10 protein-coding genes are annotated in these 9082 nt (G+C 38.0%); 3 read left to right on the forward strand and 7 right to left on the reverse strand.

The window, feature by feature from the left end; all coding sequences use genetic code 11:
• Positions 1 to 306: 306 nt before the first annotated feature.
• The 5 genes from EDC17_RS16065 to spt are packed head-to-tail and all read right to left on the reverse strand — an operon-like array spanning position 307 to position 4745.
• Entirely contained in the window at positions 307 to 693 is a 387-nt protein-coding gene (locus EDC17_RS16065; RefSeq protein WP_132779182.1) for a GtrA family protein, read from the reverse strand.
• Positions 694 to 698: 5 nt separating this feature from the next.
• Positions 699 to 1385, reverse strand: coding sequence for a CDP-alcohol phosphatidyltransferase family protein (locus EDC17_RS16070; RefSeq protein ID WP_132779184.1), 687 nt, complete (start codon positions 1383 to 1385; stop codon positions 699 to 701).
• Positions 1386 to 1395: 10 nt separating this feature from the next.
• Complete coding sequence (locus EDC17_RS16075) at positions 1396 to 2391, reverse strand: NAD-dependent epimerase/dehydratase family protein (protein WP_243646183.1); 996 nt, start codon at positions 2389 to 2391, stop codon at positions 1396 to 1398.
• Complete coding sequence (locus EDC17_RS16080) at positions 2391 to 3512, reverse strand: GNAT family N-acetyltransferase (protein ID WP_132779187.1); 1122 nt, start codon at positions 3510 to 3512, stop codon at positions 2391 to 2393. The genes EDC17_RS16075 and EDC17_RS16080 overlap by 1 nt, the downstream gene beginning before the upstream one ends.
• 24 nt (positions 3513 to 3536) lie before the next feature.
• Entirely contained in the window at positions 3537 to 4745 is a 1209-nt protein-coding gene (gene spt, locus EDC17_RS16085) for a serine palmitoyltransferase (RefSeq protein WP_132779189.1), read from the reverse strand.
• Between the two features lie 335 nt (positions 4746 to 5080).
• Between spt and smpB the strand changes: the two genes are divergently transcribed.
• Complete coding sequence (smpB, locus tag EDC17_RS16090; RefSeq protein WP_132779191.1) at positions 5081 to 5536, forward strand: SsrA-binding protein SmpB; 456 nt, start codon at positions 5081 to 5083, stop codon at positions 5534 to 5536.
• A 3-nt stretch (positions 5537 to 5539) separates the two neighbouring features.
• Here the strand turns inward: smpB and EDC17_RS16095 are convergent, their stop codons facing one another.
• Complete coding sequence (locus EDC17_RS16095; protein WP_132779193.1) at positions 5540 to 6445, reverse strand: helix-turn-helix domain-containing protein; 906 nt, start codon at positions 6443 to 6445, stop codon at positions 5540 to 5542.
• A 155-nt stretch (positions 6446 to 6600) separates the two neighbouring features.
• On the opposite strand from EDC17_RS16095, the gene EDC17_RS16100 reads away from it, so the two are divergent.
• Together EDC17_RS16100 and EDC17_RS16105 are read left to right on the forward strand one after the other, a co-directional pair.
• Positions 6601 to 8103 carry an aldehyde dehydrogenase family protein gene (locus EDC17_RS16100; protein ID WP_132779195.1) on the forward strand — a complete coding sequence of 501 codons (1503 nt, stop codon included), beginning with the start codon at positions 6601 to 6603 and terminating at the stop codon, positions 8101 to 8103.
• Between the two features lie 59 nt (positions 8104 to 8162).
• Positions 8163 to 8537 (forward strand): DUF779 domain-containing protein, encoded by a 375-nt coding sequence (locus tag EDC17_RS16105; protein ID WP_132779199.1) that lies wholly within the window; start codon positions 8163 to 8165, stop codon positions 8535 to 8537.
• Positions 8538 to 8561: 24 nt separating this feature from the next.
• On the opposite strand, the gene EDC17_RS16110 is transcribed toward EDC17_RS16105, so the two are convergent.
• Positions 8562 to 9082: hypothetical protein (locus tag EDC17_RS16110; RefSeq protein WP_207895794.1), on the reverse strand; the 521-nt coding region annotated here is incomplete at its 5' end.

Here is a 9082-nt window from a genome sequence, read left to right on the forward strand (position 1 = left end):
TTTTTTTTAACCCCATTCGTTTCCGAAGGGACTGCAAAGGTAGAAACTTTATTTTAAACCGCAAATTTTATTTGAAGTTTTTTTTCTTTTGTTTTCAACTGATTTCGCAGTTTAAACCGTATCTAACTCTGTATTTCATGGCTCCGAAGAACCGTTCCTCCCTTGCGGAGTGGTGCAAAGATAGGGAAGATTTTAGGTACTAAACAAATATTCCAGAAAAATAATAACGAACAATATCGCATCTTATTGTGTTCATGCATTTTAATTTTCGCAAAACACCTTTAAAAAGACTGAAAATGCTTCAGATTACTTTTTAAACACCCAAAACTTCTGCAGGGTAAAATTAAAACCTAGAGATACAATAACCTCCACCAATAGCTTGGAAACTAAAAAATGCCAGCCCAACATATTGACAAAAAAATAAAGTCCCGCAGATTTGAGCGAAATACTGCCAATAACAACAATGACAAATTTCCAAAGCTGGGTGCCAATTGATGTCGATGTATTGCCAAACGACCAATAGCGATTAATAAGGAAGTTAACAATAGCCCCTAGTGACCCCGCTATAGCATTAGAAAAAGGTGCTGAAAAACTCAACACCTTATAACAAAAAGAATAAATTGCTAAATCAGTCATTCCACCAAGGAATGCGGATAATTGTGCTTTTAAAAACTCTTTTAGTTTAAACCCCATTTCTGCTATGCTTGATTTTGCTTGGCTAGTTTCTCAGCTTTATCTCTATCATCGCCCATAGCTAAGAGCTTTTTCGTATCCCCTAGATTGATAAAAAACAGGATAATACAAATACCGATGACACTGTAATTAATCGAAAATGGAATAAATATTTCCATTAATAATACCAAGGAGATAATAACACGGATCTCCGTAGGACCAACCAAACCTGCATCAATCGTATATTTATCGGTAATCTTATAGCGCAATTGCGAAATAATCATTGCCCAACCATACATTGCGACAAGCGCGAAGCCCGAATACTTATAATCACCCGGCGCATATAACACATAGCCTAAACCGATAAGCACCGTACTCACCCAATCCATAATAATATCGAGTGCGAAACCATACCATTTGCGCGATTTATTTCTATAAAAAGCAATACGGCCGTCTAGAGAATCACCAAACCATTGAACAAAAAAACCTACAATTCCCAATAATAGATAATAGACACTCACATATTCAGCCAACAAAAAGCTAACTAATATCATCGCAGAGCCCAAAAAACCTATTGCCGTCAGCCCATCTGAAGAAATCCAATTTGGAATCTTAGGAAGTAAATACGTAATAAAACGTTGTTCTGGCTCACTTAAAATATTTGTGCGCTTTCTGTCAGCAAATAGCTTCTTGTCAATTTTTCCTTCACTCATTACAATATATTTATAACCATTTATTGTCTTTGTACCACAATAAAGTAGTTGTCAAACCTTTTTCTAAGTTATATTGAGGTACAAACCCCAATTTTGTTTTTGCTTTGCTGATATCACAACTCCAATTTTCGGCAGTCAATTCCCCTAACCGCTCTGGATAAATGACCGGAGCTTTTGAAGAGTTCTTGTACAGCAGCTGAGAAATACGTGCTACATAAGACACAATCCTGAAGGGGATATGCAAACGCAATGCCTTCTTTTTAAATGTAGCTCGAAAGATGTCCGCCATAGCATATTTGGAATATACATTACCATCCGAAATATTATAGAACTCCAGCTGATTCTGTTCTACGGTACAGCCCAGAATTAACGCATTCACCAGATCTTTGACGTAGATAAAACTTAGCTTTTGGGGATTCGAACCGATGTAAGGATCCAGTCCTTTATTCAAGGTGTCAAACAGAATGAACAAATCTTTCTCCCGGGGACCATATACGGCTGTAGGCCGAAATACGGATATGGGCTTGTCCGAGAACCTTTTTTTTATATTTTCTTCAGAAGTCTTTTTACTGCGCCCGTAGACCGTGAGTGGCCTATACGCAGTATCTTCGGAGATCGATTTGTCACTATCATATGCAACTGGACCGATGGCGGCCAAACTACTTACGTACACAAATCGCTTTAAATGTACTCCTTCTTCAAAAGCAGCCTGCATCAGATTTTGTGTCATCCCCACATTGATGCGAAGCATTTCAGCTTCGGACTTGGACTTGGTCAGCGCCGCAGCATGGATAATATAATCATACCGTTCTTGCTGAAATAAAGCCGAAAGCTCCTGCACATTTCCAAAATCCGGATATACAAACTTGTCCACAAACTCCCGGATTTCCTCCGTTTTACTGGACTGACGAACGGCAGCATGTATTTCCCAGCCTAATTTTTTGACATCCTCAACCAAATGCGAACCTACAAATCCACTCGCACCTGTTATGAATACTTTTGCCATTATATCTCTTTTTCGTAGATGCGATAACGCTTATACAATTCACCATTGATTTGTTCAATAGCATGATTCATCATATAATTATGCTCCAACATCCAAGAACATTCTCCGCGCTCAATACCGTAAGTTTTCGCATTTTTGATGATACGACCGTACAAACAAGCTTCAATTCCCATTTTGCGGTATTCTTCCAGAACACCAAGCATCATGACACGCAGGGTTTTAATTTTTTTGCGCCCAAAAAGCAATTTGAATATACCTGTTGGCAATAATCTACCGCGCTTTATTTTGATTAGGATCTCATTGATATTTGGAATACCCACCGCAAAACCTACTATTTCATTGTCCTTCTCGGCAATGATGCAGTAATTAGGATTTACGATCATTTTCAAGTCCTTAGCAATGTAGGCAAATTCCTCATCGGTCATCGGGACGAAACCTAAGTTTTTATCCCATGCCTTGTTATACACTCTTTTTATTTTTTCCGCTTCGTTTTTAAAATCTTTGAGATTTATAAGACGAAGATGAATTCCTGAACGTTTTAGTCTTTCTTCCAATTTATCCATCAACAGCACGGAGCGATCACTCGCTTTAGCGGTAGGAATATCATAGGCCAACAAATCCACTTGCTTTTGTAATCCAAAATTCTGAATTAAATCAATATAATATGGATAATTGTAAGTCATCATAGCCACCGGTGGGCTATCAAAACCTTCAATGAGCAAGCCACATGTTTCATTCGTAGATAGATTGATAGGACCGACAATTTTGTTGCCTCCTTTTTCCTTCACCCAAGCATACGCCGTATTGAGCAATGCATCTGCGACCTCTTGATCGTCAATACAGTCAAAAAAGCCAAACTGACCTTCATTCACGTGATTAAAAGCATTATGTTGCGTATTCCAGATTGCAGCTATACGTCCTACAATTTTATTGTCCCGGTAGGCCAAAAACAACTGTGCCGTAGAGTGCTGATAGAAAGGATGTTTATCCGGATTCAACAAATCATCTTGTGCCATGAAGAGTTCGGGCACATAATTCGGATCCCCTATATACAAATCATGCGGAAAATCTATGAATTCCGCACGTTGTTTTTTACTAACTACAGGTATGATATCAATCATTTCCTTATGTATTTAAGAAGTAACTTATCCTACAAATGTTTCTACCTCAGCAGTTTTGAAGACTTTTGCCATTTTCTCTACAGCCTCATCGATCTGATCGAAAGTGTGTGTAGCCATTAAAGAGAAACGAATCAACGATTCTTCTGCTGGTACTGCTGGAGCTACCACTGGATTTACAAAAACACCATTATCCTGAAGTGTTTTAGTTACGTAATATGTTTTATCGTTATTACGAACAAAAATCGGCAAGATTGGGCTTTCTGTGTGTCCTAAATCAAAACCATTGTCCAGCAACAGTTTTTTAGCATAATTCGTATTAGCCCACAATTTCTCGATATGCTCAGGCTCAGTTTGGATAATTTCCAAAGCTTTTAGCGTAGAAGCTACCGATGCAGGTGTCATACTCGCTGAAAACATCAATGAACGCGCGCGGTGTTTTAAGTATTCGATGGTATCTTTGTCCGCAGCCACAAAACCTCCTAAAGAAGCCAATGACTTACTGAAAGTACCCATAATCATGTCAACCTTGTCTTTCATACCAAAGTGACTTTCTGTTCCTGCACCTCGCTCACCGATGACACCAAGACTGTGTGCATCATCACACAATATGGCTGCATCAAATTCTTCGGCCACTTTAACCAATTCAGGAAGATTTACAATATCACCTTCCATGCTGAATATACCGTCTGAAGCGATTAACTTGAAACTTTCCTCTGGAAGACGTGCGATTTTGGCACGTAAGTCTTCCATATCATTGTGTGCGTATTTTATGACTTTTGAAAAAGACAAGCGGCTACCATCGATGATGGATGCATGATTGCGCTCATCCAATAAAATATAATCATTACGACCAGTAATACATGACAAAGGGCCTAAATTAGACTGAAAACCTGTGCTAAATAGAACAGCAGCTTCTTTCCCTACATAATCCGCTAGTCGCTCTTCCAGTTCTACGTGAATATCTAAAGTTCCATTCAGAAACCTTGAACCTGCACATCCAGTTCCATATTTTTCCAAAGCATCTTGAGAAGCTTTAATAATACGGGGATCCGTAGTCAGACCCAAATATGAATTCGAACCAAACATTAACACACGCTTGCCATCAATTATAACCTCTGTATCTTGCTTCGATTGTATAGGTCTAAAATATGCGTATAAGTCGTTTGCTTTTATAGGCTCTAGTTGTTCTTGAAGAAACTTCGATGTTCTTTCACTTAACTTTCCCTTGCTCATGCTATAGATATTTCTATTAAATGCGATTTTATTTTTTTACTTTTTGACTAAAACAAAATAATCGTCAAAAGTAAGAATTTATATTGAAGTCAATTATATAACTTAAAAGTATGACTTTATTCTAACAATATTGAATTTCAATGCTTTTACGTATTAATCCCTCTTCAAACAATAATCAAAACGTGCAAACTTACGAAACTTTGGGCGATTATTTACAATTTTTGAAAGCTTATATATATTATAAAGTTAAGTTATTGTAAATATACTAACAAGTAATAACTCTATTAATTTCAACAGTTTATTTATTAAATTTGCTAGCGCAAAACATAAAAATAATGGCTATATCTTCTCAAATCAATATAAAAAATAAAAGAGCATCCTTTGAATATCACTTATTGGACAAGTATGTGGCGGGATTGCAATTGCTTGGTACAGAAATAAAATCCATTCGGGAAGGTAAGGCGAATATTAATGATAGTTTCTGCTCTTTTTTTGAAGATGGGCTATATATTCGCAATATGCACATCGCCGAATATTCGTTTGGATCGTTCTACAATCACGAGGCAAAGCGTGATCGCAAGTTGCTATTGACCAAAAAAGAGCTGAAAAAATTGAAAGAAAAAGGCGAAGAAAAAGGATTCACCATTGTGCCTCTACGCATTTTTATCAACGAGCGTGGGTACGCCAAAATTGAAATCGCATTAGCTCAAGGTAAAAAAGACTACGATAAACGCGAAACATTGAAAGAAAGAGACTCTAAGCGCGAACTGGATCGTGTTATGAAATTTTAGTCGTTACAGACTGAGTACATAAGCTCCTGGGGTCATCCCCTCCTTGCGTCTGAATATGCGCACAAAGTAATTGACATCGGTAAATCCTGCACCAAAGCAGGATTCTTTTACTGATTTGGTCATTCGCAATAATTCTTTGGTATGCTGAAGACGCTGATTGATGACATATTCCATCGGCGTCACTCCCAGTTCATCTTTGAACATCCGTGTGAGGCTCGACTTACTCATATGCGCTACTTTCTGAAGCGATTCCAGCGATATTTTCTCCGTAATATGTTTACGCACGAAATCTTTCAAATGCAGGAGCACGGAATTAGTAGCTCGGTTAATATCCAATGCCAACAGTGATTGTGCCTGCAGCAAACGAATCATCAATTCTTTAAATGTTAGGTCTGCATAGACATTTTTTAAGGCATTATTTCCCATCATGATCTTGAAAAACTTGTTGAGCAACTCGGTAAGTTCTGGTGTATTATACATATGAAAAAGATTAGGATCAAATTTCCACTCCCCTATCAATTGATGTTTGGGGTTAAATTCATTCAAATAATTTAGAATGGAATTGATTTTTTCCTTGCTGATCACCAGTGCAGTACATTGGGTAGGATTGTGAACAGTGGCTTCGGGAAAATCGATCAGCATCTTCGTATAAGAGGGCAGAACCAGCATTTGCCCCGGCTGATAATCAAAAGAATTCAACTCACCTATATGCATGACTTTTTTGCCTTCAACCATATTTATCATGACCAAATCACCAAACTGCAGCGGTACTAGCGCACTGGATTCGTAGGTCTCAAACACATGAAGCTCCATCTCATCGACCGCGAACGAACGCTTATTCTCGATAAGTGTAGATATTTCCTTTTCCGTAGAAAATGGTAAAGTATTTATAAAAGACTTGTTCACCATAAAAATCAAACTTTTATAATTGGCTCGTAATCAAATATAATAAAATGATTCTCTCACTGAAACTATTGTGCTATACTTTGACACAATAATGCTAAACTAAAGAAATGGTCTTAGGTAAATTTGAATAAATAAATAACATTAATAAATAAAAACATATGGGTGCAATTCAAAGACCTACGTTCAAAGAACGTTATGACAATTTCATAGGAGGAAAATTTGTTCCCCCTGTACAAGGAAAATACTTTGATAATATCTCTCCTCTGGACGGCAAGGCGTTCACTCAAGCGGCACACTCGACCAAAGAAGATTTGGAGCTGGCGGTGGATGCAGCGCATAAAGCTTTTCAGACGTGGAGCAAAACATCAGCTACCGAACGTAGTATCATACTAAACAAAATTGCGGATCGTATAGAGCAAAATTTGGAATATATCGCTGCTGTGGAAACGATTGACAACGGTAAAGCTGTACGTGAAACGTTGAATGCGGACATCCCCCTAGCTATTGATCATTTCCGCTATTTTGCAGGTGTGATCCGTGCTGAAGAGGGCTCTTTGAGCGAATTAGACGCAAATACGGTTTCCTTGATCGTACACGAACCTATCGGTGTAGTAGCACAGATTATTCCTTGGAATTTCCCGCTATTGATGGCTGTCTGGAAATTAGCGCCAGCATTGGCGGCTGGTAATACAGTAGTATTGAAGCCCGCAGAAAGCACACCAACATCGATCATGGTGCTGATGGAAATTATTGGCGACCTCATTCCAGATGGGGTAATCAATGTCGTGAATGGTTTTGGGTCAGAGCTAGGACGTGCGCTCGTTACTAACCCTAAAATATCGAAAGCAGCTTTCACAGGTTCTACAGCTACAGGACGCTTAGTGATGCAGTACGCCACTGAAAACATTATCCCTGTTACCTTAGAATTGGGTGGTAAATCACCGAATGTATTCTTCGAGTCCGTTATGGATCATGATGATGCATTTTTGGATAAAGCCATTGAAGGAGCAGTACTTTTTGCTCTGAACCAAGGTGAAATCTGTACCTGTCCATCCAGATTATTGATTCAAGAATCCATCTACGACAAATTCATTGAGCGTGTCATCGAACGCGTAAATGCAATCAAAGTAGGTGACCCACTGGATCCTACAGTGATGATGGGTGCACAAGCTTCTAAAATCCAAAAAGACAAAATCTTATCTTACATCAAATTAGGTAAGGAAGAAGGTGCTGAAGTATTGACGGGCGGTGACGAAAATAACATAGGTCAAGGTTTGGAAGATGGATATTATATCAAGCCAACTTTATTCAAAGGGCATAATAAAATGCGTATTTTCCAAGAAGAGATTTTTGGTCCAGTGTTAGCAGTTACTACCTTCAAAGATGAGAAAGAAGCTATTGAAATAGCAAATGACACCATCTATGGACTAGGAGCTGGCGTATGGACTAGAGATGCACATCAACTGTATACGGTGCCTCGCGCTATTCAAGCAGGCCGTGTATGGGTGAATCAATATCACTCTTATCCAGCGGGTGCACCATTTGGCGGTTATAAACAGTCTGGTATAGGCCGTGAAAACCACAAAATGATGTTGGACTACTACAGACAAACTAAAAACATGCTTATATCCTACAACAAAGAAAAACTAGGATTCTTTTAATAGCAAAGTAAACAACCAATGGGATCCGCTTTGGGTCCCATTTTTTTAAATTGAGCAGTATGATCAAACGATTAGATGTCACCGCAGAAGCGAAAGCTTTAATTCATGAGCTAGAAGAAAAGCATGGGCCATTGATGTTCTATCAAGCCGGCGGCTGCTGCGAAGGGACACAACCACAATGCTTTGAAAAAGGGGGTTATTTCCCACGAATGAATGATGCGATGATTGGCTTGGCAGAAGGATACGAATTCTGGATTGACCGTGATTTGTTTGAATATTGGCAATATGCACATTTTACGCTTGACGTATTGGACGGTTTCGGACCCGGTGGATTTTCGTTAGAAACACCGCTAGGTAAAACTTTTAAAGTACACTATAGTCTGTTTAATGAAGAGGAATTGAAAGATTTAGAACCTGTAAAAAGGTCTGAGTAAGTAATTATTTGGCATAGAAACCCTTTACCTGTTTTGAATTTCCACCTTCAAAACACCACTTCCCCAACCTATACTTTTATTCAATTTATACACTAATTGTTTAACTGCTTCATAATCTCTGCTATCAAATTGGCTAAAAAATTCCTTTGTTAAATAATCTTCTCGATTTCTTTTTCTATCAAAAACTAGTAAAGAGGGATCCACGACCTGACTATTGATTAAAGATAAGCTGTAGATATACAAATCCGACACCACAATAGACTCATATTCACTTACTTCTTGTGCAAAATCAAAAGATTTTTGATCTTCACCGTCATCCCAAATTGCAAATTTGTAAGAAGTATACAAACGTTCACCAAAATGTATAGGTGGGTAAAAAATATCTTTATTACTCGCTACATAAAATTGCTCTATTAAATTTGTTATTTCATGATTTTTACTTTTAATATAGAGTAAATTACTAGGATGCATATTGTCAAAATACAATTCAAATCTTAATGTGTCATTCAAAGTATAACCTGAGCTCTTAATATATTTTAATATCC

It is taken from the genome of Sphingobacterium alimentarium, assembly GCF_004342685.1.
In the GTDB taxonomy this organism is placed as follows: Bacteria; Bacteroidota; Bacteroidia; order Sphingobacteriales; family Sphingobacteriaceae; genus Sphingobacterium; species Sphingobacterium alimentarium.